Below are 272 nucleotides of genomic sequence, written 5' to 3'. Positions count from 1 at the left end.
CATGATCCCTAAATAATTTACCAGCACGCTCAGCGTCTTCTTTGCTATTGCCAAGTAGCTGCAGTGATTCTATGGCTAAGTTAATGGCTGAGTCGACGGTTTCGCGGTTAAACGCATCCACTTTTAGATTCAGTAGTTGATACGCATGGCGACGATCGATTGCGCGCGCCACTATTTTTAATTGTGGGTAGTTTTTATGTGCCAGCTTAATAATTTCAATGGTTTTATCTGGGTTATCAATTGCAACAACCAGCATTTGTGCAGTATGCGCG

At 43.0% G+C, this 272-nt stretch carries 1 protein-coding gene; it reads right to left on the bottom strand.

What is annotated here, in order from left to right; all coding sequences use genetic code 11:
* Window positions 1-272 (bottom strand): NAD-binding protein (locus AAEY93_RS20595; protein WP_351079525.1); only part of this gene is annotated, 272 nt, incomplete at both ends.

The organism is Shewanella sp. CAL98-MNA-CIBAN-0140 (assembly GCF_040309905.1).
GTDB lineage: Bacteria > Pseudomonadota > Gammaproteobacteria > Enterobacterales > Shewanellaceae > Shewanella > Shewanella psychromarinicola.
This window is presented reverse-complemented; position numbering and strand designations above follow the sequence as displayed.